The 21431-nt window shown below is 69.0% G+C and carries 22 protein-coding genes; 11 read left to right on the top strand and 11 right to left on the bottom strand.

Features of this window, described 5'->3' with window-relative positions; genetic code table 11:
- Positions 1-17: 17 nt before the first annotated feature.
- A complete protein-coding gene (gene ispH, locus JNUCC0626_RS01310; RefSeq protein ID WP_394617762.1) occupies positions 18-959 on the top strand; it encodes a 4-hydroxy-3-methylbut-2-enyl diphosphate reductase in 942 nt (313 codons plus the stop codon).
- Positions 949-2655, top strand: coding sequence for a 1-deoxy-D-xylulose-5-phosphate synthase (locus JNUCC0626_RS01305; protein ID WP_394617761.1), 1707 nt, complete (start codon positions 949-951; stop codon positions 2653-2655). Before ispH ends, JNUCC0626_RS01305 begins: the two co-directional genes overlap by 11 nt.
- On the opposite strand, the gene JNUCC0626_RS01300 is transcribed toward JNUCC0626_RS01305, so the two are convergent.
- Together JNUCC0626_RS01300 and JNUCC0626_RS01295 are read right to left on the bottom strand one after the other, a co-directional pair.
- The gene (locus tag JNUCC0626_RS01300) at positions 2618-3715 is read right to left on the bottom strand and encodes an acyltransferase family protein (RefSeq protein ID WP_394617760.1); all 1098 of its coding nucleotides are present in this window, start codon (positions 3713-3715) and stop codon (positions 2618-2620) included. The two genes, JNUCC0626_RS01305 and JNUCC0626_RS01300, sit on opposite strands and share 38 nt — an antisense overlap.
- Before the next feature lie 54 nt (positions 3716-3769).
- Entirely contained in the window at positions 3770-4369 is a 600-nt protein-coding gene (locus JNUCC0626_RS01295; RefSeq protein ID WP_394617759.1) for a TetR/AcrR family transcriptional regulator, read from the bottom strand.
- 87 nt (positions 4370-4456) lie between these two features.
- Here JNUCC0626_RS01295 and JNUCC0626_RS01290 point away from each other — a divergent pair, with 87 nt between their 5' ends.
- The gene (locus JNUCC0626_RS01290; RefSeq protein ID WP_394617758.1) at positions 4457-5323 is read left to right on the top strand and encodes an alpha/beta fold hydrolase; all 867 of its coding nucleotides are present in this window, start codon (positions 4457-4459) and stop codon (positions 5321-5323) included.
- A gap of 1 nt (position 5324) precedes the next feature.
- Here JNUCC0626_RS01290 and JNUCC0626_RS01285 read toward each other — a convergent pair whose 3' ends face one another.
- The gene (locus tag JNUCC0626_RS01285; RefSeq protein ID WP_394617757.1) at positions 5325-6446 is read right to left on the bottom strand and encodes a citrate synthase; all 1122 of its coding nucleotides are present in this window, start codon (positions 6444-6446) and stop codon (positions 5325-5327) included.
- 42 nt (positions 6447-6488) lie between these two features.
- On the opposite strand from JNUCC0626_RS01285, the gene JNUCC0626_RS01280 reads away from it, so the two are divergent.
- Positions 6489-7628 carry a citrate/2-methylcitrate synthase gene (locus tag JNUCC0626_RS01280; protein WP_394617756.1) on the top strand — a complete coding sequence of 380 codons (1140 nt, stop codon included), beginning with the start codon at positions 6489-6491 and terminating at the stop codon, positions 7626-7628.
- Here the strand turns inward: JNUCC0626_RS01280 and JNUCC0626_RS01275 are convergent.
- Positions 7621-7770: a hypothetical protein gene (locus tag JNUCC0626_RS01275; protein WP_382443662.1), complete on the bottom strand. Its 150-nt coding sequence runs from the start codon at positions 7768-7770 to the stop codon at positions 7621-7623. The two genes, JNUCC0626_RS01280 and JNUCC0626_RS01275, sit on opposite strands and share 8 nt — an antisense overlap.
- Before the next feature lie 71 nt (positions 7771-7841).
- On the opposite strand from JNUCC0626_RS01275, the gene JNUCC0626_RS01270 reads away from it, so the two are divergent.
- Positions 7842-8786 carry a GlxA family transcriptional regulator gene (locus JNUCC0626_RS01270; RefSeq protein ID WP_394617755.1) on the top strand — a complete coding sequence of 315 codons (945 nt, stop codon included), beginning with the start codon at positions 7842-7844 and terminating at the stop codon, positions 8784-8786.
- On the opposite strand, the gene JNUCC0626_RS01265 is transcribed toward JNUCC0626_RS01270, so the two are convergent.
- Positions 8691-9224, bottom strand: coding sequence for a MarR family winged helix-turn-helix transcriptional regulator (locus JNUCC0626_RS01265; RefSeq protein ID WP_394617754.1), 534 nt, complete (start codon positions 9222-9224; stop codon positions 8691-8693). The two genes, JNUCC0626_RS01270 and JNUCC0626_RS01265, sit on opposite strands and share 96 nt — an antisense overlap.
- 94 nt (positions 9225-9318) lie before the next feature.
- Here JNUCC0626_RS01265 and JNUCC0626_RS01260 point away from each other — a divergent pair, with 94 nt between their 5' ends.
- Together JNUCC0626_RS01260 and JNUCC0626_RS01255 are read left to right on the top strand one after the other, a co-directional pair.
- On the top strand, positions 9319-9876 hold the full coding sequence (locus JNUCC0626_RS01260) for a YceI family protein (protein WP_394617753.1): 558 nt from the start codon (positions 9319-9321) through the stop codon (positions 9874-9876).
- Positions 9877-10006: 130 nt separating this feature from the next.
- Positions 10007-10657 (top strand): response regulator, encoded by a 651-nt coding sequence (locus tag JNUCC0626_RS01255; RefSeq protein ID WP_394617752.1) that lies wholly within the window; start codon positions 10007-10009, stop codon positions 10655-10657.
- A 6-nt stretch (positions 10658-10663) separates the two neighbouring features.
- Here the strand turns inward: JNUCC0626_RS01255 and JNUCC0626_RS01250 are convergent, their stop codons facing one another.
- Complete coding sequence (locus JNUCC0626_RS01250) at positions 10664-12229, bottom strand: sensor histidine kinase (protein WP_394621947.1); 1566 nt, start codon at positions 12227-12229, stop codon at positions 10664-10666.
- A gap of 157 nt (positions 12230-12386) precedes the next feature.
- Here JNUCC0626_RS01250 and JNUCC0626_RS01245 point away from each other — a divergent pair, with 157 nt between their 5' ends.
- Entirely contained in the window at positions 12387-13031 is a 645-nt protein-coding gene (locus tag JNUCC0626_RS01245) for a hypothetical protein (protein ID WP_394617751.1), read from the top strand.
- A gap of 17 nt (positions 13032-13048) precedes the next feature.
- On the opposite strand, the gene JNUCC0626_RS01240 is transcribed toward JNUCC0626_RS01245, so the two are convergent.
- The 3 genes from JNUCC0626_RS01240 to JNUCC0626_RS01230 all read right to left on the bottom strand — a co-directional run bounded on the left by JNUCC0626_RS01240 (position 13049) and on the right by JNUCC0626_RS01230 (position 15210).
- On the bottom strand, positions 13049-13318 hold the full coding sequence (locus tag JNUCC0626_RS01240; protein WP_394617750.1) for a hypothetical protein: 270 nt from the start codon (positions 13316-13318) through the stop codon (positions 13049-13051).
- Positions 13319-13440: 122 nt separating this feature from the next.
- Complete coding sequence (locus JNUCC0626_RS01235) at positions 13441-14598, bottom strand: hypothetical protein (RefSeq protein WP_394617749.1); 1158 nt, start codon at positions 14596-14598, stop codon at positions 13441-13443.
- A gap of 111 nt (positions 14599-14709) precedes the next feature.
- Positions 14710-15210, bottom strand: coding sequence for a CGNR zinc finger domain-containing protein (locus tag JNUCC0626_RS01230; protein ID WP_394617748.1), 501 nt, complete (start codon positions 15208-15210; stop codon positions 14710-14712).
- 117 nt (positions 15211-15327) lie between these two features.
- Between JNUCC0626_RS01230 and JNUCC0626_RS01225 the strand changes: the two genes are divergently transcribed.
- Positions 15328-15762, top strand: a complete 435-nt coding sequence (locus JNUCC0626_RS01225) for a nuclear transport factor 2 family protein (RefSeq protein ID WP_394617747.1) — start codon at positions 15328-15330, stop codon at positions 15760-15762.
- A 1-nt stretch (position 15763) separates the two neighbouring features.
- The gene (locus JNUCC0626_RS01220; protein WP_394617746.1) at positions 15764-16444 is read left to right on the top strand and encodes an MOSC domain-containing protein; all 681 of its coding nucleotides are present in this window, start codon (positions 15764-15766) and stop codon (positions 16442-16444) included.
- Here JNUCC0626_RS01220 and icmF read toward each other — a convergent pair.
- Positions 16441-19668, bottom strand: a complete 3228-nt coding sequence (gene icmF, locus JNUCC0626_RS01215; protein ID WP_394621946.1) for a fused isobutyryl-CoA mutase/GTPase IcmF — start codon at positions 19666-19668, stop codon at positions 16441-16443. The two genes, JNUCC0626_RS01220 and icmF, sit on opposite strands and share 4 nt — an antisense overlap.
- 142 nt (positions 19669-19810) lie before the next feature.
- Here icmF and JNUCC0626_RS01210 point away from each other — a divergent pair, with 142 nt between their 5' ends.
- Positions 19811-20152 (top strand): iron chaperone, encoded by a 342-nt coding sequence (locus JNUCC0626_RS01210; RefSeq protein WP_394617745.1) that lies wholly within the window; start codon positions 19811-19813, stop codon positions 20150-20152.
- Here JNUCC0626_RS01210 and JNUCC0626_RS01205 read toward each other — a convergent pair.
- A complete protein-coding gene (locus JNUCC0626_RS01205) occupies positions 20149-21405 on the bottom strand; it encodes a helix-turn-helix transcriptional regulator (RefSeq protein WP_394617744.1) in 1257 nt (418 codons plus the stop codon). The genes JNUCC0626_RS01210 and JNUCC0626_RS01205 overlap by 4 nt on opposite strands.
- Positions 21406-21431: the final 26 nt, after the last annotated feature.

Raw genomic sequence — 21431 nt, 5'->3', positions numbered from 1 at the left:
GCTCGGGAAGGCGTTAGATGACGGAACATCCGCCGCGTTCGGTGCTGCTCGCGTCACCCCGGTCGTTCTGCGCCGGGGTGGAGCGTGCCATCGAGATCGTGGAACGACTGCTCGACCAACGCGGCGGCCCCATCTACGTGCGCAAGCAGATCGTGCACAACGTCCACGTCGTGCGTTCGCTGGAGGCTCGTGGCGCCGTGTTCGTGGAGGAGCTGTCCGAGGTGCCTTTCGGTGCCACGGCGGTGTTCTCCGCGCACGGCGTGTCTCCTGCCGTGCGCGCGGAGGCACGTCTGCGGGACCTGGACGTGCTGGACGCCACCTGCCCGTTGGTGACGAAGGTGCACGCCGAGGCTCGGCGTTTTTCTGAGCGCGGCGACACGATCGTGCTGATCGGGCACGCCGGGCACGAGGAGGTCGAAGGCACGCTCGGCGAGGCGCCCGACCAGATGGTGCTGGTGGAAACCGTTGAGGACGTTGAAGCTCTGGAGATCAGCGGGCCGATCTCGTACCTGACGCAGACGACGCTGGCCGTGGACGAGACGCTGGAGGTCATCGCGGCTTTGGAGCGGAAGTTCCCGCAGCTGCGAGGGCCTGGGTCCGACGACATCTGTTACGCCACCACGAACCGGCAGATCGCGATCCGCGAGGTCGCGGAGCAGTCCGACCTGGTGCTGGTGGTGGGCTCGAAGAACTCGTCCAACTCGGTGCGGATGGTCGAACTGGCCGCGCGTGGCGGCACCCCGGCGTACCTGATCGACGACGCGTCGGAGATCGATCCCGCGTGGCTCGTCGGTGTGTCGTCGGTCGGCCTGTCCGCGGGTGCGTCGGCGCCGCCCGAGTTGGTGGACGAGGTCGTGGCGGCGTTGGAGGCGTTGGGGTCCGTGACGGTCTCCACGCACACGACGGCGACCGAGACGATCGCGTTCACCCTGCCGTTGGCGGTGCGCCGTGCTGGCTGACATCACCTCCCCCGCCGACGTGCGCGCGCTGTCGTCGTCGGAACTCTCTTCGCTGGCTGCGGAGATCCGGTCGTTCCTGATCTCCAAGGTGCACCGGACCGGTGGCCATCTGGGGCCGAACCTGGGTGCCGTGGAGCTGACGATCGCGGTGCACCGGGTCTTCACGTCGCCGGTCGACGTGGTGCTGTTCGACACCGGGCATCAGGCGTACGTGCACAAGATGCTGACGGGCCGGTGCGCGGAGTTCGACTCGTTGCGGCAGGCCGGTGGTCTGTCGGGCTACCCGTCCGCGGCCGAGTCCGCCCACGACGTCATCGAGAACTCGCACGCCTCGACCGCACTGTCCTATGCGGACGGTCTGGCCAAGGCGTTCGAGCTGAGCGCGGCCGAACGCCGGGTGGTCGCGATCGTCGGCGACGGAGCCCTGACCGGCGGCATGTGCTGGGAGGCGTTGAACAACATCGGCGGCTCGGCACGTCCGGTCGTGGTGCTGCTGAACGACAACGGCCGTTCCTACGACCCGACCGCCGGTGGTTTCGCGGCTTCTCTGCTGGCCGGATCCGCGCGGGCGTTGTTCGAGTCGTTGGGTCTCGCGTACATCGGCGAGGTCGACGGACATGACGTGCACGCCGTCGAGAACGCCTTGTGGGAGGCCAAGTCCCTGGGCCGTCCGGTCGTGGTGCACTGCAAGACCGTGAAGGGCAAGGGCTATTCGGCTGCCGAGTCCGACGAAGCCGACCGCATGCACGCGGTGGGCGCGTCCGGTGCTTCAGGTGGCCGGACCTGGACCGACGCGTTCTCCGACGAGATCGTGGCGATCGGGACCGCCCGTCCGGACGTGGTGTGCGTGACCGCGGCGATGCTGGAGCCCGTGGGCCTGCGGCCGTTCTCCGAGCACTTCCCCACCCGTGTCTTCGACGTGGGCATCGCCGAGCAGCACGCCGTGACGTCCGCCGGGGGCATGGCGATGGGCGGTCTACATCCGGTGGTGGCCGTCTACGCGACGTTCCTGTCCAGGGCGTTCGACCAGCTCCTGATGGACGTGGCGCTGCACCGCCTGCCGGTCACGTTCGTGCTGGACCGCGCCGGCGTGACGGGCCCGGACGGCGCGTCGCACCACGGCATGTGGGACGCCTCGATCCTGCCGGTGGTCCCCGGTCTGCGTCTGGCCGCGCCACGTGACCCGACGTCGTTGGCGGCGTTGTTGCGTGAGGCCGTGGACGTCTCCGACGGCCCCACGGTCGTTCGCTACCCCAAGGCCGCCGTCGGTCCGGACATCCCGGCTTTGCGTCGCGTCAGCCACTTCGACGTGTTGAAGGAGTCCGCTGACGCCGAAGTCCTGCTGATCGCGGTCGGCCCGTTGGCCGCGCCCTGCCTGGCAGCGGCTGAGGAGTTGGCGTCGCACGACGTCCGCGTGACCGTGGTGGATCCGCGCTGGACCGCGCCGCTGGACCCGCACCTGGTGAAGTTCAGCGGCCAGCACCGCCTGGTCCTGGCCGTGGAGGACACGACGTCGACCGGCGCGCTGGGAGCACGCCTGGGTCAAGCTCTGGCCGGAACGTCCACGTGCGTGGCGACTTTCGCGCTGCCACCGCGTTTCCTGCCGCACGACTCACGAGCTCGCATCCTCCGAGCCCACGGCCTGGACTCCGCGGGCATCACGACGAGCGTGCTGAAGCGCCTCGGCGTGAAGTGACCATCCAGCCGATGGCGAACGACAACGCGATGGCCCCGGCCCCCACCAACGGAGCCTTGACCTCGGCGGGTGCCGGCAACGCCCTCAGCCCAGTGGCCAGCAACAACAAAATCGGGCCCTGCACGACGAACGCGACGTAGGCGGACCGCGCCAGCCCCTGCGCCCAGGCCCCCTGGCGCGTCAACCGCCGCTGGGCCAACCCGATGAGCCACAAACTCCCGGCCACCACCAGGATTCCCTCGACCACCGCCAGGACCGCGGCCTGCCACCGCCAGCCGCCGAGGAACGGTTCCGCGCTCTTGGCCAGGTCCAGCACGCCCATGAGCGCAGCGGCGACCGGCAGCAACGCGATGGTTCCCACCACCACGTTGCGCGTCATGCGGTAGATGTCGTCCGGGACCCGTTCCGCGAGCTTGCGCCCGCCGATGGCCCCCAGCACCAACATCCCCAGGCACTGCGGCCACCACCACAGGTGCAGGTCGCCGACCTGCCCGCTGCGAGCCGGGAACACCAGCCGCGTCAGGAACGTCGTCCCCGCGACCACCATCGTCATGCCCACCACGGTCTTCGTGGTGATGACCCGCTCCTTGATCGGCGGCATCAACGCGATCCCGATGCTGAAGATGAGCAGCACTCCCACGAACCACAACGACCCGCTGTCGAGGAAGGGCTCGCGGTTCGTGAAGGCCTGCCACCACGACACATCGCGCCCGGCGCCGGTGTAGGCGATCCACACGAACGTCGGCCACACCACCAGCGCGCTGACCACCCACGGCGTCCCCAGCCGGACCAGGCGTTCGGCGATGAACCGCTGCCGCCCTTTGCGTTCGATCGAGCCGGGCGTGAAGATCCCGGCCATGAAGTAGAAGGTCCCCATGAAGAACAGCCCGGACGGTCCGATCACCGCCGCGAGCACCGTCTCGACGCCGGGGTGGAACGTGACCTCGTTGACCTCGTCGTAGGGCCAGCCGCCGATCGCGGCGTAGCCGAGCAGCGCGTGGCCGCCGATGACCCACGCCACCAGGATCACCTTCAGGTTGTCCACTGCGGACAATCTCATGGTTTTCATGGTCCGCTTCTCGTGGCGATCACGCCAGCGGCCAAGCGGGCCTCGTCAGCCGGTGAACAGCTGGTCGAGCCGGTAGTCGACGATCTCCGCGGCCCTGGTCGCGTCGTAGGCGTCGACGAGCATGCCGCTGAGCAGGCCGACGGTCATGATCGCCAGCGCGTCCGCCTCCAGCCGAAGATCGGGGCCCGGTGAGATCCGGCCGCGTTGTCGCGCTTGTTCGAGCTGGCTCGCGATCAGGTTCACGAGGTGCGGCAGCATGGCCTGCTGGTCCGGCGCCTGACCGCCGCGGGTGACGTCCACGGCGAAGTAGGCGATCTGCACCGCGCACAGCATGCGGGTGCGTTCGTCCGTGGGCAGGACCCCAAGCACGCACGCGCGGATGACGGCACGTTCGTCGCCCGTCCTGGCCGCCTCCGCGATGCCCTGCCCGGCCCGTTCGGCGCCCAGCTCGGTGATCCGCTGCCACGCGTGGCGCAGCATCTCCTCCTTGGTCGGGAAGTAGTACTGGATCTGGAACATCGACACGCCCGCCTCCGCCGCGACCGCGCGCAACGTCACGGCCTGCAGGCCTCGCGTCGAGGCGATCCGGAAGAGCGCCTCCGCGAGGTCACGCCGCTTCTCCTCGTGGTCAACGCGCTTCGGCATGTGATCACTGTGTCACAGCGACCGGCGTCGACGAGGACCGCCGGGCGCTGTTACATTGCATCTGCATTAGAAAAAACTGGGGTTGTGATGGTCGGGAAGTTCGTTGACCAGAAGGCGCAGGATCGCTACTTCGCCAAGTACGACGCGATCCTGCGGAAGTGGCCGGTGCCGTCGGAGGAGCTGGACGTGCCGACCCGGTTCGGCGCGACCCGTGTGCGGCGCAGCGGCTCCGCTGACGGGGTGCCGATCATGCTGCTGCACGGCGCGATGGGCACGTCGTTGTCCTGGTATCCGTTCGTCGCCGCGCTGGCGGAGAAGCACACGGTGTACGCCGTTGACATGATCGGCGAGCCGGGGCGGTCGGTGCAGACCCGGCCGTTCGAGAACACCGAGGACGAGGCGGACTGGCTGGCCGACGTCCTCGCGGGCCTCGGCCACGAGAAGGTCCATCTCGTCGGCATTTCACGAGGCGCCTACCTGGCGTTGAACCTCGCCGTGCGGCGCTCCGACGGGATCACCGGCGTCCTCGCGATCGAGCCCGGCGGGTTCGGGATCGCCATGCTGAAGTTCGTGCTCTGGAGCATCGGCGAGCTGGTCCGCTGGATGTTGCCCGCCCCGATCCTGCGCCGGATCAGCTCCGGCGATCCGGCCGTGCGGCACACGCTGCGCCCGTTGTTGTTCGGTGGCCTCAAGTACAAGGTCCAGCTGGCTCCGCTGCGGGAGTTCACCGACGACGAACTGCGGTCGATCGACGTGCCCGCCCACTTCCTCCTGGCCGAGCGCAACCCGGTCCACGACCCGAAGGAGCTCGCCGCGCGCCTCGAGTCCCTCGTGTCACGGGTGCGCACGGAGATCGTGCCGGGGACGACGCACACGCTGCCGTTGGAGGAACTCGAGCTCACCACGGCCCGGATCATCGCGTTCGCCGAGGAGCACGCGGGACTGCCGGACTGAGCTACGGCCTGTCGCCCGTGTAGACGCCCATCGCGCGGAACCGCAGGCCCGGCTCCTTGTACTCCTCCATCGCGTGCGCGATCCACCCGACGATCCGGGCGATCGCGAAGATGGCCTCGCCGGCGTCCGGCGGCATCTTGAACATCAACGCGAACTGCGCCAGCGCCAGGTCCATGTTCGGGAACGACTGGAGCTGCGTGGCGATCACCTTGTCCGCCACCAGATCGCCGTGACTGCGCAACACGGCCAGCAGGTAGTCGGCCCTCGGGTCGCGCTGCTGGTAGATGCGGTGGCCGAACCCCGGGATCGGCTGGCCGGACCGCAGGTGCTCGGCCACCGTGCCCATCGGGTCGGACTCGGCCCGCATCAGGAACCGGTGCGCGAACGTCGTCGCGGTGCCGTGCTTCTGCCCCTCCATCGCACCCATACCGGCGGACACCACGGCGTACGGGTGGGCGTGGGCCGAGGCGGCGACTCGCGCGGCCATGGTCGAGATGGCCAGGTCGTGGTCCGCGAGGAGGATCAGGGTCGCGTTCAGCAGGGCGGGCTGGGGCGGTTCCGGGGAGAGGCGGGCCCAGAGGCGGTCGGCGATGTCGGTGCCGGCGGGGCGGCCGACCAGGGGCAGCGACTCGACCACGTCGGCGATCAACGACTTGGCGCTGGTGATGGCCCGGTCGAGGTCGTAGCGCAGCGGATCGCCGACGCTCGCCAGCGCGATGGCCACCCTGACGCGGTCCGTGAGCGTGGCACTATCGGGAAGGGCCATCCAGATCTCCTGGCCCTCCGGGAACTGCAGGCCCTCGGAGTCGATCTCGGTCCACAGCCAGTGGGCGACGTCCTCGAACCGCTTCGAGGCCGCGAGCAGAGACACCGACCGGCCGCGGTAGTGCAGCTGGTCGTCCTCCAGCAACGAGATCCTGGTGCGGATGCGATCGGTCACAGCGGCCACTGCTCCGCGGGCACCAGTGCGTTGCGCCAGAGCTTCTACCTCGGCCACGTCGAACATGCTGGAGCGGTTGACCTTTTCGCTGGTCAGAAGACCGCGGCTGACGTACGCGTAGACCGTCGCCGGCTTCACGCCGAGGCGACGGGCAGCTTGATTCGTCGTCAACATTGATTCCATCAACGTTGACTGTACAGGACATGTTGACGGAGCCTGTTGTGCATGTTGATTGATGCACCCAAAGGGCTTAAAGACGTCGTCGTCACGACCACCCGGATCGGGGACGTGAACGGGGCCGCGGGCTACTACCACTACCGCGAGCACGACGCGATCGACCTGGCCAGGACGCGGTCGTTCGAGGAGGTGTGGTTCCTCTTCGCCGAAGGCAGGCTGCCGAACGCCGACGAGGCCGCGCGGTTCGCCGAACACACCGCCGGACTGCGGGAGCTAACTGCGTCGATCCGCGAGGTGCTGCCTGCCATCGCCCGGTCGGGGTGCACTGCACTGGCCGGGTTGCGGACGGCGTTGTCGATGGTGCCGAGCCGGCCGATGTGGGACGCGCCGATGAACGAGCGGAAGGCGGACGCGCTCAAGGTCAGCGCGATGACGCCGACGATCCTCGCTGCACTGCACCGGATCAACCGTGGACTTGATCCCGTCAACCCCAGGGTTGATTTGTCAATGTCGGCGAACTGGTTGTACATGTTGACTGGACTGGAGCCGTCAACGTGGACGAGTCGTGCTGTCGAGCAGTACTTGATCGCCACGATCGACCACGGGTTCAACGCGTCAACGTTCACTGCACGCGTGGTGGCGAGCGCCGGGTCCGACGTCGTGTCGGCGGTGACGGCGGCGATCGGGACGTTCTCCGGACCGCTGCACGGGGGCGCGCCAGACCGGGCGCTGGAGGCGCTCGACCTCATCGGGTCGCCGGACAACATCGACGCGTGGGTGCGCGAGCGCATCGAGCAGGGCGACCGGATCATGGGCTTCGGCCACGCCGTCTACAAGACGGAGGACCCGCGGGCACGTCTGCTCAAGGAGATCGCACTCGAGCAGCCGACCGCGCTCACCGAGTTCGCGGTCACCGTCGAGCGGAAGGTCACGGAGCTGCTGGCCGAGCTCAAGCCCGGCCGGCAGCTGTACGCGAACGTGGAGTTCTACGCCGGCGTGGTGATGGAGCAGTGCGGGATTCCGCGCGAGATGTTCACGCCGACGTTCGCGTGCAGCCGGGTGGTCGGATGGTGCGCCAACGCCCTCGAGCAGTCCGAGGACAAGAAGATCATCCGGCCGGTCGCCCGCTACACGGGACCCGAGCCCCAGGTCGGTTCACCCCAGATCGGCTCTGAACAACTCAGGTGAGGTACCTCAGGTCGTCGCGCACGCGGACGCGGTCGCGGTCGTTGACGTCGGAGGAGCCTGCGAGACCGGCGTTCTGGTCGCGGTGCCGGTCGAGCCAGACGGAGAGCGCTGCTACTGCCAGGACGATCGCTGCAAGTGTCATGTCAGTAAGTTTGCGGCCGGCAATATCCCGCCAACAGTGGCAGATCTGACGCTGCGCGCTAAAATCCTGCCATGCTGCGTTCTGTGGCGGTTCCGCTCATCGACGGCGTTGCTCCGTTCGAGTTCGGCCTGCTCTGCGAGGTGTTCGGCATCGACCGCACCGAGGAGGGCGTGCCGCTGGTCGACTTCCGGGTGTGCGGGGAGACCCCGAACGAACCGGTGCCGACGAGCATCCGCGGCGTGAGCATCACGCCGGAGCACGGGTTCGACGCGCTGCAGAGCGTCGACCTCGTCGCACTGCCCGCCGCGCGCGTGCGTGACGACTACCCCGAGAAGCTCGTCAAGGCGCTCAGGGAGACCGACGCGACGTTGCTCAGCGTGTGCAGCGGGGCGTTCATCCTCGGCGCGGCCGGCCTGCTCGACGACAGGCACTGCACCACGCACTGGCGTGAGGCGCGCACGTTCAAGGAGCGCTTCCCGAAGGCTCAGCTCGACGCGGACGTGCTGTTCGTGGACGACGGCAACATCATCACCAGCGCCGGCACCGCGGCGGGCATCGACGCGTGCCTGCACCTCGTGCGCCGCGAGCTGGGCACGAAGATCGCCAACACCATCGCGCGCCGGATGGTCGTGGCACCGCAGCGCGACGGCGGTCAGCGGCAGTTCGTGGAGTTGCCCATCCCCGAGTGCAGCGCGGACAGCCTCGAACCGGTGCTGGAGCAGGTGCTCGACACGATCGCCGACAACCACACGGTGGCGACGATGGCGAAGCTCGCCGTCATGTCCGAACGGACCTTCGCGCGCCGGTTCGCCGCGGAGACCGGCACCACGCCGAACAAGTGGCTGTCGCTGCAGCGGGTGCTGCACGCACGCAGGCTGCTCGAAGAGACCGACCTGGACGTCGACGCGGTCGCGACCAGGTCAGGCTTCGGGACAGCCGCCCTCCTCCGACACCACTTCCATCGGGTCGTCGGCGTCGCACCGAGCGATTACCGCCGCACATTCTCCTGTCGTTAGACGCTCGAAGATCTTCTCGGAGATCTCCCGCAACGCCACCACCTCGGAGTCGCTCAGCAGGTCGAACACCAGCTTGTGCACCGTCTCGGCGTGTGCGGGGGCGGCGGCCTCGATCGCCTCACGCCCCAGGTCCGTCAGCACGACGAACGACCCGCGCCCGTCGCTGCGGCAGTTCTCCCTGCGCACCAGGCCGCGTTTCTCCATCCGTGCGACGTGATGTGAGATACGGCTCTTCTCCCAGTGCAACGACCGTGCGAGCTCTAAAACGCGCACGCGCTCCTCACGCGTGTCGGTGAGCTGCACCAGCACGGCGAAGTCGGCCATCGAGATGTCCGAATCGACCGACATCTGCCTGCTCAGATGCGCATTGAGCTCCCCCTGCATGCGGACGTAGGCACGCCACGCCTGCTGCTGCTCAGGTTCCAACCATCGTGTCACCGGTTCAGCATACGGGAATAGTTGACACATCATCCACGTTCCGGCAGGGTGAGTGACACTTCAACCAAATCGAGCAACCGAAGGGCTTGACACCATGACCACCGCCACCAACCTCTCCGAACTGACCGGCGACTACGTCATCGACGGCTCGCACTCCCGCATCGGGTTCGTTGCGCGCCACGCGATGATCACGAAGGTTCGTGGTGCGTTCAACGAGTTCGACGGCGCGATCTCCATCGACGGTGACAAGCCGGAGAACACCACCGCCACCGTGACGATCAAGTCCGCGACGATCGACACGCGCAACGCGCAGCGCGACGGTCACCTCACCACCAACGAGTTCCTCGACGTCGAGACCTACCCGGAGATCAAGTTCGTCTCGACCTCCGCGAAGCAGATCGACGACGACAACTTCGAGATCACCGGTGACCTGACCATCAAGGACGTCACCAAGAGCATCACCATCCCGTTCGCCTTCGAGGGCGTGGCCGTCGACCCGTTCGGCAACACCCGCGTCGGCTTCGAGGGCTCCCACACGATCAACCGCAAGGACTACGGCGTCAGCTGGAACGCTGCGCTCGAGGCCGGCGGCGTGCTGGTGAGCGAGAAGGTCGTGCTGGAGTTCGAGATCTCCGCGATCAAGCAGGCCTGACGACAGGCAACCAGGGCACAGGGCGTGGCGGATCCGCCACGCCCTTCGTCTTGAAGTAGGCCCGATCGTCGTAGTGCGCCGCCCGCCGATGGTCCCCTTCCGGCGGGTTCTTTGGGCTACCGTGACCCCCATGGCGACGCGTGTTTTCCTCGTCGACGACCACGAGATCGTCCGCCGCGGCATCGCGGACCTGCTGGGCGAGGAGTCCGACCTCGAAGTGGTCGGTGACGCCGCGTCGGTCACGGAGGCCCTGGCCAAGATGCCCGGCGCCCAGGCCGACGTGGCGGTGCTCGACATCAGGCTCCCCGACGGCAACGGCATCGAGTTGTGCCGCGAACTGCGCAGCCGCATCCCCGGCCTGCAGTGCCTGATGCTGACGAGCTTCGCCGACGACGAGGCCCTGTTCGACGCGATCATGGCAGGCGCCTCGGGCTTCGTGCTGAAGCAGATCCTGGGCGCCGACCTGGTCAACGCCGTGCGCACCGTCGCGGCAGGACAGTCCCTTCTGGACGCCCGCACGACCTCCGCGCTGCTCAACAGGATCCGCCGCGAACGCGAGGAGGGCGACCCGCTGCGCATGCTCAGCGAGCAGGAGCGCACCGTCCTCGACCTGATCGGCGAGGGCCTCACGAACAGGCAGATCGCCGAACGCATGTTCCTGGCGGAGAAGACCGTCAAGAACTACGTCTCCCACCTGCTCGCCAAGCTGGGCATGCAACGCCGCACCCAGGCCGCCGTGTTCGCCTCGCAGTTCCGCAAGGACGGCGAGAAGCCCCACTAGCCGCGACTAGCCGAGCGGCACTCGCCACACCACGCAGGCGCCGCCGCCCTCCGTCGCGCGCACCGCGAGCGAGCCGCCGAACTGCGACGCGCGGTGGGCGAGGTTGCGCAGGCCGCTGCGGGCCGCGTCGGCGGGAATGCCGACCCCGTTGTCCTGCACGGTGATCACGACGTCGTCGCCGGCGTCGATAAGGACCGTCAGTTCGGTGGCGTCGGCGTGGCGGACGGCGTTCGTGACGGCCTCGCGCACCACGGCCTCGACGTGCTCCGCGAGTTCGGGCGGTACGGAGTTGTCGACGGTGCCGGACATGCGGATGGACGGCTTGAGGTGCGTGGCCTCGGTCAGGCCCGCCACCAGGTCGAGCAGGCGGCGGCGCAGCGAGGTGTTGTCGGTCGAGTGCAGGTCGAAGATCGACGTGCGGATCTCGCGGACCGTCTCGTCGAGCTGCTCGACGGCGGTCTGCAGGCGGGCGGCCACCTCGGGATCGGTGACGCGGCGCATCGTGGACTGCAGGGTGAGGCCGGTGACGAAGAGCCGTTGGATGACGTGGTCGTGCAGGTCGCGGGCGATGCGGTCGCGGTCTTCCAGGACGTCGAGCAGGCGCTGGGAGCGTTGCTGCTCGGCGAACTCCAGCGCGACCGCCGCCTGGTCGGCGAACGACGCGAGCATCGGCACCTGGTCCGGCAGGAAACGGGTCTCGCCGCCGCGGCGCAACACCAGCAACGCGCCGGTCACGCCCATCTCCGAGCGCAACGGCACGGCCAGCGCGGGGCCGAAGGCGGTGCCCAGGTCGTCGACGAGCAGCGGTACGCCGGAGCGCACCACCTCGTCCACGGCGTAGTCGGAAGCGTCGAAGTCATCGATCTTCACGCCCGCGCTGGCGGCCACGGACAACGGCATGTGGCGGCCATCGCCGAGGACGACCAGGGCGGAGTCGGCGCCGGCGAGTTCGACGGTGCGCTGGGTGATGAGGCGCAGCGCGTACTCGCCCGAGGCGCCGCCGAGCAGTTCGGAGTTGACCTCGCCGATGGCCTCGAGCCACCGTTCGCGCATGCGGGAGCGTTCGAACAGGCGGGCGTTCTCGATGGCGATGCCCGCGGCGGCGGCGAGGGCCTGCAGCACTGCCTCGTCGTCGGCGGTGAACTCGCCGGCGTCGACCTTCTCGGTCATGTAGAGGGCGCCGAACACCTCGTCGCGCACGCGGACGGGCACGCCCAGGAAGCCGTGCATCGGCGGGTGGTTGGGCGGGAAGCCGACGGACATCTCGTGCTGCGAGAGGTCGCGCAGCCGCAACGGTGTCGGGTCCTTGATGAGCAGGCCGAGCAGGCCCTTGCCCTCCGGCAGGTGGCCCATCGTGGCCCGGGTCGCCTCGTCCACCCCCACGTAGGCGAACTCCGCCAGGTCGTCGCGGGTGCCGAGCACGCCCAACGCACCGTAGCGGGCGCCGACCAGGTCGACGGCGGCCTGGACGATGCGCTGCAACGTCGAGTCGAGCTCCAGGCCGGACGCGACCGCGAGCACCGCGCCGAGCAACTCCTGCATGTGGTCGCGGGTGGTGACGATCTCGTCCATGCGGTCGCGGACCTCGTCGAGCAGCTCGTCGAGGTCGCGGCGACCGGGCGCGTCAGGCACGCCGCCTAGATTCGCACACTTTTCGGCCCCGCACGGCCCTAGGAAATGAGGACCTTCGACCGTGGCTGACCCGTCTGAGCAGCCGGAGAGTAGGGCCATGACGATCGCTGTGCCCGGCTCGCTCGGGCTCGCGGGCGAGGACGTGCGCAACGTCCTCGCGCTCGCCAGGACCTCGGTGTCCGGTGTCCGGTTCGAGGTGCGCCCGGAGCAGATCGAGCTGCACACCGACGTCCCGCACGGCCGGGAGACACGTCTCGGGTGCGGGGTCGCGCTGCTCAACGCGCGGCTGGCGTTGCAGGGTCACGGCATCCGTCCACTCGTGACGCTGCTGCCGGGACCGAGCGCGAACGACGCGGCCGCCGCCATCCGGCTCGGCGGGTACCAGGAGGCCGGACCGGACGTGCGGGCGTTGCTGCACGCTCTGCGCGCCAACCGTCGCACGTGGACGGCGTTTCCCGAACTGGCCTCGTGGCGAGGGCTGTTGTCGCGGGCCGCGGAGGTCGAGCGGGCCTGGCTGCACGTGAAGAGCTCGACCGAGCTGGTGCTCTGCACGTTCAACCAGGGTGCGGCGGCGGAAATCCGTGCGGGGCAGGCGATGCAGCGCGTGGTGCTGACGGCGGCGACGGTCGGGTTCGCCGTCTCCCCCGCGCTCGACCCGACGAGTTTGTCGGCGTTGCGGGCGGACTTGCGGCCGTCGCTGGGCAACACGCTGGTGCCGCAGGTGGAGCTACGACTGGGTTAGACACTTGCCGGACAGGGTCAGGTCGTCAGGAACTTCGACGGGTCGGCCACGGGTGACTCGACGACGAGGTCCTTGTACTCGTCCTCGATGCCCTTGTTGTGGATCTGGATGGCGAGCGGGGCCTCGCGTCCGGCGGGTTCCTTCCTGTCCTCGAACTTCAGGACCTCGGTCGCCTTGCAGCGGGCGGCGCCGTCGGGCAGCGGGCAGCACGCCATCCGCGCGATGCCGGTGTCGCCGTCGGCGAGGATCTCGCACTGGGCCCACGAGCGCCAGCACCAGCGCAGCAACTATCCACAATGGACGTAACATGGTCGACCGTCCTCCGAGGTGGTTCGGTGACGGTGACACCACCGTGGAACCGAGTCCTCGGAGCGGTCAACGGAAACGCGTGTTTCTGAAACGGACAGCGTCAGCGGACCAGCACCGCCTTCCAGAGCAGCCGCGCGAGTTCCGGGTGGCAGATGTCGTTGTGGGCGCCCGCGATTCCGTCGATTCGGCGGATCACGGACGTGCAGTCGACGTTGTGCACCTGCCCGCGCGACAGCTCGCCGGGAGATCCGATGTTGTGGCCGTGCGCGTACGTGCCCTGCACGCCGTGCGAGCCGATGCCGCCGTACTTCGGGTACGAGTCGAGGTCGACCTGACGGCCCGAACGCGCGGCCAGCGGGTAGAACCTGCCGATGGCGTAGTCGTTCGACGACGTGGTCACGATGATCGGGCCCGGCACGCGGCCGAGCACGCCGCGGAAGTAGCCGGAGCCGGGTTCGTCGGGCAGCCGTTCCGCGAACGACCACAGCGACATCGCGCCCTGCACCAGCGTCAAAGTCGCGGCGGGCACGACGTTCGCCATCGCGGTGGCGGTGATGCAGCCGAAGCTGTGGCCCATCAGGTGGATGCGGGCCTGCGGGGCGGCCTGCGCGACGTCCCTGGCGATGCGCGCGGCACCGCTCTCGCCGAAGACCTTGGCGCGCCGCTTCATCTTCCAGAACGTCAGGATCCGCAACGGCGACAGGATGCCGCCCAGCGCCGGGTCCTCCAGGCACGCGCGGTAGAGCTGCTCGGCGTCGAACACCATGCCGTCCTCGCCCGGCAGGTCCGGCACCGAGCTCTCGAGGTAGTCGTAGGCCTGCTTGACCGGGGCCGACATCCAGCCCGGGTGCTTCCGCGCGGCCTCGACGATCGTGCGCACCGCGGCGGTGCGTCCGGCGCCTCCGCCGAGACGGTTCGCCTGCGCCTTGATGAACTCGTCCGACCGCACGTCCTCGTCGCCCCACGCCTTCGAGGGCCAGTGGAGTCCGACGAGCAACGCCTTGAAGCCACCCGGAAGCCGGTGCGCCGCTTCGCGTTCGGCCCGGCAGTCGGCCATCGTCCTGACCCACTGCCCGTACTGGTAGCGGGCGGCCGGCACGTCGCCGTTCCACCCGTGTATGAAGAAGAAGACGTCGGTGACGCCTCGGCGGGCGTCGTACAGCACGTCCGCGCTGTCGCGCCCCCGCTCGTTGCCGGTCTCGTCGAAACAGACGAGGTGATAGCTGATGTCGTGACCTGGCACGGATTCTCGGGACATCGCGGATCACCACCACACACAAAACGCGCCCAACTGTTGTCCGTTTAATCGGAACCGGCGCGGCTCATGTTTACCCCCGCTGATCAGGAAAACCCGTTCGGACCAGGGAATTCACCCCCGGTTGCGCCGGTAGTGGCGGGCCGCGCGGACCCGGTTGCCGCACGACGGCGAGCACCATTCGCGGCGCGGGTGGTCCTTCACGAAGTACAGCACGCAGCCCGGCGCGTGGCAGGCGCGCAACAACACCCGGTCCTCGCCGGTGAAGAGATCCACGGCCTCGGCGGCGATCGCGGCCCGTTCGCGATCCGCGAGTGATCCTTCGCTTTCGTTGTGCCGCAACAACTCGCCGTCCCGCACCGTCAGCTGGGGCCAGAGCCGGGCACTGCGCGCCGCACGGTTGACCGCGACCACCGCGCGGGCGAGATCGCGACCCTGCGCGATCTCACGGGTGTCCTGCGTGAGCGTCGCGGCGAGGTCCCGCAACGCCTGCCGCAGCTCGAGGAACGCCTCCAGGTCGGCCTCGTCGGCGGGCACGCCCAGAAAATCGCGAAGCCCACCGACAGTCGTCAGGTCGTCGTGGAGCTGCGACCGGTTGGCCCAGATGGTGTTCATCAGCAGGACCGGACGGGGTTCGTCGGGCGTCAGCACGTCTAACGGTAACACAGGCTTGCATCCGTTAGGTCTTCGTTCTAACGTTTGCAACGTCGCCCAACCGTTGGAAGGACCGTCGTGAAACTCGTGCCCCCGTTCACCGCCGAGACCGCCCGCCTGAAGGTGCAGGCCGCCCAGGACGCCTGGAACACCAAGGACCCGGTGCGCGTCGCCGGCGCGTACACCCCGGACTCGGTGTGGCGCAACAGGTCCGAGTTCGTCCACGGCACCGACGAGATCGTGGCGTTCCTGACCAGGAAGTGGGAGCGCGAGCACGAGTACGTACTGCGCAAGTCGCTGTGGGCGTTCAGCGACAACCGCATCGCCGTGCGCTTCCAGTACGAGTGGCGCGACGACGAGGGCCAGTGGTGGCGCAGCTACGGCAACGAGAACTGGGAGTTCGCCGAGTCGGGCCTGATGGCACGGCGCGAGGCGAGCATCAACGACGTGCGGATCGCCGAGTCGGACCGCCGCGTCGACCCGTCGTCCACCGACGAGATCCCGGCGGAGTGACGTGCACGTCGAGGCGTTGTGGCGCTACCCGGTGAAGTCGCTGGGCGGCGAACCCCTGGACCAGGCACGATTCACGGCCGATGGCGTCGAGGGCGACCGGCTCGTGCACGTGCAGGGACCGCGTGGCGTGCTCACCGGACGCACGCGCTACGGCCTGCTCACGATTCCCGCGTCCACCGGGCCTGACGGGCCGTTGGTGGACGGACACCCGTGGGACAGCTGGCAGGCGCACGAGCGTGTGCTGCCGTTCGGCGGACGGCTGACGCGCTACGACGGGCCGGAGCGCTTCGACGTGCTCAACGTGCTGGTGGCGACCGACGGACAGGTCGCCGCCGCCGGGGTGGACGTGCGGCGGCTGCGGCCCAACATCCTGATCGGCGGGGTGGAGGCCGGGGTCGAGGACACCTGGCCCGGGCACGCGCTGGTGGTCGGCGACGTGGTGATCGGGATGTACCAGAAGCGGGCGCGGTGCGTGGTGACGACGATCGATCCGGACACCGGGGCGCAGGACCTGGACGTGCACCGGCGGATCCGGCGGGAGTTCGGCGGTGTGCTGTGCCTGGACAGCTGGGTGATCCAGGCCGGAGTGGTCAGCGTGGGTGACCCCGTTGAGGTGGTGCCGACCGACGAACTGCCCGCGCACGTGGGCGGGTGGATCGTCGGCCGGCCCTACGCCGTCTAGATGTTGCGGCGGTACTGGCCGCCCACCTCGAAGAACGCCTCGGTGATCTGGCCGAGCGTGCACACGCGCGCCGCGTCCATCAGCACCGCGAACACGTTCTCGTTCGTCTGCGCCACCTCCCGCAGCCTCCCCAACGCCAACGCCGCCTCGTCGCGGTGTGCGGCCTGGTAGGCGCGGGTGCGGTCGACCTGGGACTCCTTCTCCTCCTCGGTGGCGCGGGCGAGCTCGATCTTCACGACCTCGCGGGTGCCGTCCTCGGGCAGGAAGGTGTTGACGCCGATCAACGGCAGCGAGCCGTCGTGCTTGCGCTGTTCGTAGAGCATCGACTCGTCCTGGATGCGGCCGCGCTGGTAGCCGGTCTCCATCGCGCCGAGGACGCCGCCGCGTTCGGAGATGCGGTCGAACTCCATCAGGACGGCCTCTTCGACCAGGTCGGTGAGTTCGTCGATGACGAACGAGCCCTGCAGCGGGTTCTCGTTGGCGGAGAGGCCCCACTCCTTGTTGATGATCATCTGGATGGCCATGGCGCGGCGCACCGACGACTCGGTCGGGGTGGTGATGGCCTCGTCGTAGGCGTTGGTGTGCAAGGAGTTGCAGTTGTCGTACAGGGCGCAGAGAGCCTGCAGGGTCGTGCGGATGTCGTTGAAGTCCATCTCCTGCGCGTGCAGCGAACGGCCCGAGGTCTGCACGTGGTACTTGAACTTCTGCGAACGCTCCGCGGCGCCGTAGCGGTCGCGCATGGCCACGGCCCAGATGCGGCGGGCCACGCGGCCGATGACGCTGTACTCGGCGTCCATGCCGTTGGAGAAGAAGAAGGACAGGTTCGGCGCGAAGTCGTCGATGTTCATGCCGCGCGCGAGGTACGACTCGACGTAGGTGAAGCCGTTGGCCAAGGTGAAGGCGAGCTGGCTGATGGGGTTCGCCCCGGCCTCGGCGATGTGGTAGCCCGAGATCGACACCGAGTAGAAGTTGCGCACCTGCTGCTGGATGAACCACTCCTGGATGTCCGCCATCATGCGCAGCGAGAACTCCGTGGAGAAGATGCAGGTGTTCTGGCCCTGGTCCTCCTTGAGGATGTCGGCCTGCACGGTGCCGCGGACGTTGGCCAGCGCGAACGCCTTGATCTTGGCGTGCTCCTCCGCCGACGGCTCGCGGCCCTCCTTCTCCGTGAAGACACCGACCTGCTGGTCGATCACGGTGTTCAGGAAGTACGCGAGGATCGTCGGCGCCGGGCCGTTGATCGTCATCGAGACCGACGTCGTGGGCGCCACCAGGTCGAAGCCGTCGTAGAGCGCCTTCATGTCGTCCAGCGAGGCGATCGAGACGCCGGACGTGCCGATCTTGCCGTAGACGTCCGGCGGGGTGTCGGGGTCGCGGCCGTACAAGGTCACCGAGTCGAACGCCGTCGACAGGCGGGTGGCCGGGTTGCCCTTCGACAGGTACTTGAAGCGGCGGTTGGTGCGGAACGCGTCGCCCTCGCCCGCGAACATGCGCGCCGGGTCCTCGCCCTCGCGCTTGAACGGGAAGACGCCCGCGGTGTACGGGAAGAAGCCCGGGAGGTTCTCCTTGCGCAGGAACCGCAGCAGCGAGCCCTCGTCGTCGTAGCGCGGCAGGCTGACGCGGCGGACCTGGTTGCCGGACAACGTCTCGCGCGTCAGCGACGTGCGGATCTCCTTGTCCCGCACCTTGAACACGAGCTCGTCGCCGGAGTACTGCTCGACGGTCGCGGGCCACGCGGTCAGCAGGTCGGAAGAAGAACGGTCCACCTTGCGTTCGGCGTCGGACGCCAGCTCGGCGATGTCCGCGACACCCTTGCCCGCGGCCTCCAACGCCTTCTGCGCGGCGGAAAGCTGCGTGTGTGTGCGAACGGCGAGAACCTGCTCGTCGGTCTTGCGGTGATAGCCGCGCACGGTGTCGGCGATGTCCGAGAGGTAACGCGCGCGCGACGCCGGCACGACCGTGGACGCCGAAGTCGACGTCTTGCCCGACACCGGAACGAGAACGCCTTCCTCCACGGCGAGACCGTGCGACACCAGGCCGTCGCGCAGGAACTGGTACAGCGCCGTCACGCCGTCGTCGTTGAACGTCGCCGCGGACGTGCCGTAGACCGGCATGTCCTCCCACTTCACGCCGAACGCCTCACGGTTGCGCACCATCTGACGCGCGACATCACGGCGTGCGTCCTCGGCACCCCGGCGCTCGAACTTGTTGATGGCCACGGCGTCGGCGTAGTCGAGCATGTCGATCTTCTCGAGCTGCGACGCGGCACCGAACTCCGGCGTCATCACGTACAGCGAGAAGTCGACGAACGGCACGATGGCCGCGTCACCCTGACCGATACCGGGCGTCTCGACGATGACCAGATCCGCGCCGGAAGCCTTGCACGCCACGATGGCCTGCTCCAGGCCGTCCGGGATCTCACTGCCCGCACGGCGCGTTGCCAGCGAACGGAAAAACACGTGGTCGCCGTCGAGGCAGTTCATCCGGATGCGGTCGCCGAGGAGCGCGCCACCACCACGGCGACGCGTCGGGTCGACGGCGAGCACGGCGATGCGCAGCTTGTCCTGCTGGTCCAGACGGAACCGGCGCACGAGTTCGTCGGTCAGCGACGACTTGCCCGAACCACCGGTGCCCGTGATGCCGAGCACCGGCACCGTGCGCGTGGTCTCGAGAACATCGGCCGTGCCGGCCTCGATGTGCGTGATCGCGCGCGCCAGGGCCTCGTCGGCTCCCGTCAGCAGCGCGTCGGGGCTGAACGGCGCGGTGAGCGCGTGGTCGCATTCCTCGATCATCAGGTTGATCATGCGGGCGAGCCCCATGGTCTGCCCGTCCTGCGGCGAGAAGATCCGCGCGACACCGCGCGAGTGCAGCAGTTCGATCTCCTCGGGGACGATCACGCCGCCCCCGCCGCCGTAGACGCGGATGTGCCCGGCGCCGCGTTCGTTCAGCAGTTCGACCAGGTAGGAGAAGTACTCGACGTGCCCGCCCTGGTACGCGCTGATGGCGATGCCCTGCGCGTCCTCCTGGATCGCCGCGTTGACGACCTCCGCGACCGACCGGTTATGCCCGAGGTGGATGACCTCGGCGCCTTGCGACTGCAGGATCCGCCGCATGATGTTGATGGCCGCGTCGTGGCCGTCGAACAGGCTGGACGCGGTCACGAAGCGCACCGGGTTCACCGGCTTGTGCAACGCGGGCACGGGGGACGCCCCGGAAGACGGCATCGTCATGAGAATAGTTTGACTTCCTACTATCGGACGTGCAACCGAGCGTGGTCCAGGTCTCTGTATCGAGCAGGAAGGACATGGTCTCGCCACGGGCCACAGGTTCGCTCGCGGAGCACTCAGCGCCGGTAGCGTGCGCGGCATGGCCGACGTCGACGACTACTTCGCGAGCCTCGACGCGTCGTCACGGGACGCGTTCGCCCGGATCCGCGCGCTGGCCGAGGAAGTCGCGCCCACCGCCGAACAGGGCACCAGCTACGGCATGGCGACGCTGCGGTTCAAGGGCAAGCCGCTGCTCGCGTTCAAGGCCGCGAAAAATCACCTGGCCGTGTTCCCGTTCAGCCCGGGCGCGATCGACTCCGTGCGCGACCGGCTGGGCGGCTACTCGCTGTCGAAGGGGACGATCCGGTTCACGGCGGAGCGGCCGCTGCCCGACGACGTCGTCCGCGACGTGGTCCGGCACCGGCTGGGCGAGATCGGCTAACGCGCCGCCGCACCCCACTCGTGCGCCAGCGCGGCCGCCTCGCCGCGCGACCCCACGCCGAGCTTCTCCAGGATCTTGGCGACGTGGAACTTCACCGTGGACTCGCTGATGTGCAGGTCACCGGCGATGTCGCGGTTGCGCCTGCCCCGCGCCAGCTGCCCGAGCACCTCCAACTCGCGCGCGCCGAGCACGGTCAGCGGGTCCTCGCGCGGGGTCTCCGGCGGGCCGAGCGGGACCTCGATCGTCACCGTCGCGCCCCAGCCGGGGACGGCGTCGACCTCGACCCTGCCGCCGAGCGGCCCGAGCCGTTCGGGAACGCGCCGCTGATCGAGGCTGCCGCACGACAGGGTGCCGGGGCCGTCGTCGCGCACGGTCGCGCGCAGCACTGCCCCGACGACCTTCCAGCCGATGTGGACGCGGCTCACCCCGCCCTGGTCGTCGAGCATCGCGTGCACGGACGACCGGACCACGGCGGCGGCCGTCGAGGTGATCTCGGACGGCACGATCCGGTCCGCGCCCTCCTCCGCACCGGGCAGGCCCAGGTCGAGGCGCACGTCCCGGCCGCGCAGCACGCGCCGCAACGACTCGGCGAGGCGTTCGAACGCGTCCCCGGCGCGTTCCTCGACCTGGGCGCGGTCGAGGTCGGCACGCGAGCGCAGTTCGACCAGGGCGGTCACGGCGAGGTCGACGGCACGCGCGCGGGCCGTCGAGTCGTCCACGTCGCGGTCGCGCAGCACGGCGAGCAACGACGTCAGCGCGGCACCGTGCACGTCGCCGAGGTCGGAGATGGCCACAGCGCGTGCCGCTGCTGCGGCGCGGGACACGGCGAGAGTGGCGGGCACGGCCTCGTTGCGCAGGCCTTCCATGTGCGCGGTCACGACGTCCCACAACGCCCCGGCGGGTGTGAGGACCTCGGCGGGCACCGGGGTGTCGTCGTCGCGCAGCAGCACGAGCATCCCCCGCGGCTCGGTGACGGCGCTGATCAGGACCACCACGGGCACCTCGACCCCGCCCAGGAGCGCGCGGCCCTGCCAGGTCCCCTGCGCCGGCACGAGCGAGCGCAGCGCGGCGAGGTCGGTGATCGTGACGGCCGGACCCGGTACCTCGCCGCGGAACTTGAACGGCGCGAGCAGTTGGACAACTCCGCGATCGCCCGGTGCGGGATGCCCTCCGCCAGCGCCGCGGAGATGGTCGGCAGCGTCTCGCTCAGCGGCGCCTGAATCAGCGCGGCGGCGGTCCTCAGGTCCATACACCCAGCGTAGCCCGCACGAACGGGTGG

This window comes from Lentzea sp. JNUCC 0626, assembly GCF_043632865.1.
Taxonomy (GTDB): Bacteria; Actinomycetota; Actinomycetes; order Mycobacteriales; family Pseudonocardiaceae; genus Lentzea.
This window is presented reverse-complemented; position numbering and strand designations above follow the sequence as displayed.

Bases quoted from the DNA above. Each gene is read 5' to 3' on its own strand.
- JNUCC0626_RS01230 (WP_394617748.1), bottom strand. From the start codon at position 15,210: ATGAACACCATCTGGGCCAACCGGTCGCAGCTCCACGACGACCTGACG.
- JNUCC0626_RS01260 (WP_394617753.1), top strand. From the start codon at position 9,319: ATGACCACCGCCACCAACCTCTCCGAACTGACCGGCGACTACGTCATC.
- JNUCC0626_RS01285 (WP_394617757.1), bottom strand. From the start codon at position 6,446: ATGGAATCAATGTTGACGACGAATCAAGCTGCCCGTCGCCTCGGCGTG.
- JNUCC0626_RS01280 (WP_394617756.1), top strand. From the start codon at position 6,489: ATGTTGATTGATGCACCCAAAGGGCTTAAAGACGTCGTCGTCACGACC.
- JNUCC0626_RS01245 (WP_394617751.1), top strand. From the start codon at position 12,387: ATGACGATCGCTGTGCCCGGCTCGCTCGGGCTCGCGGGCGAGGACGTG.
- JNUCC0626_RS01235 (WP_394617749.1), bottom strand. From the start codon at position 14,598: ATGTCCCGAGAATCCGTGCCAGGTCACGACATCAGCTATCACCTCGTC.
- JNUCC0626_RS01290 (WP_394617758.1), top strand. From the start codon at position 4,457: ATGGTCGGGAAGTTCGTTGACCAGAAGGCGCAGGATCGCTACTTCGCC.
- ispH (WP_394617762.1), top strand. From the start codon at position 18: ATGACGGAACATCCGCCGCGTTCGGTGCTGCTCGCGTCACCCCGGTCG.
- JNUCC0626_RS01295 (WP_394617759.1), bottom strand. From the start codon at position 4,369: ATGCCGAAGCGCGTTGACCACGAGGAGAAGCGGCGTGACCTCGCGGAG.
- JNUCC0626_RS01270 (WP_394617755.1), top strand. From the start codon at position 7,842: ATGCTGCGTTCTGTGGCGGTTCCGCTCATCGACGGCGTTGCTCCGTTC.
- icmF (WP_394621946.1), bottom strand. From the start codon at position 19,668: ATGCCGTCTTCCGGGGCGTCCCCCGTGCCCGCGTTGCACAAGCCGGTG.
- JNUCC0626_RS01275 (WP_382443662.1), bottom strand. From the start codon at position 7,770: ATGACACTTGCAGCGATCGTCCTGGCAGTAGCAGCGCTCTCCGTCTGG.
- JNUCC0626_RS01255 (WP_394617752.1), top strand. From the start codon at position 10,007: ATGGCGACGCGTGTTTTCCTCGTCGACGACCACGAGATCGTCCGCCGC.
- JNUCC0626_RS01210 (WP_394617745.1), top strand. From the start codon at position 19,811: ATGGCCGACGTCGACGACTACTTCGCGAGCCTCGACGCGTCGTCACGG.
- JNUCC0626_RS01300 (WP_394617760.1), bottom strand. From the start codon at position 3,715: ATGAGATTGTCCGCAGTGGACAACCTGAAGGTGATCCTGGTGGCGTGG.
- JNUCC0626_RS01250 (WP_394621947.1), bottom strand. From the start codon at position 12,229: ATGGACGAGATCGTCACCACCCGCGACCACATGCAGGAGTTGCTCGGC.